General features: G+C 71.7%; 1 pseudogene. It reads left to right on the top strand.

The annotated features are described in order from the left end of the window. Positions 1-230, top strand: a pseudogene (locus GT042_RS21190) (hypothetical protein); the annotation flags it as partial.

Genomic DNA, 230 nt, shown 5'->3' on the forward strand with positions numbered 1-230 from the left:
GTCGGCGGGCTGCTCGGCACCTTCGACGGCCGGCTCCTGTTCCTGGACCTGACCCAGGACGAGGACGGGAACGTCCTCGTGGGCCAGGACCCGCCCTATGCGGCCATCCGGCTCGTGGACCCCGCCACCGGCGCCCAGAGCACGACAGAGCTGGCCGAGGAGTACGAGGGAAAGGTGACGCTGGCGGACGGCACCCTGTGGTTCGCCACCGCCAGTGGACGCGTCACCGC

It is taken from the genome of Streptomyces sp. SID3212 (assembly GCF_009865405.1).
Classification (GTDB): Bacteria; Actinomycetota; Actinomycetes; order Streptomycetales; family Streptomycetaceae; genus Streptomyces.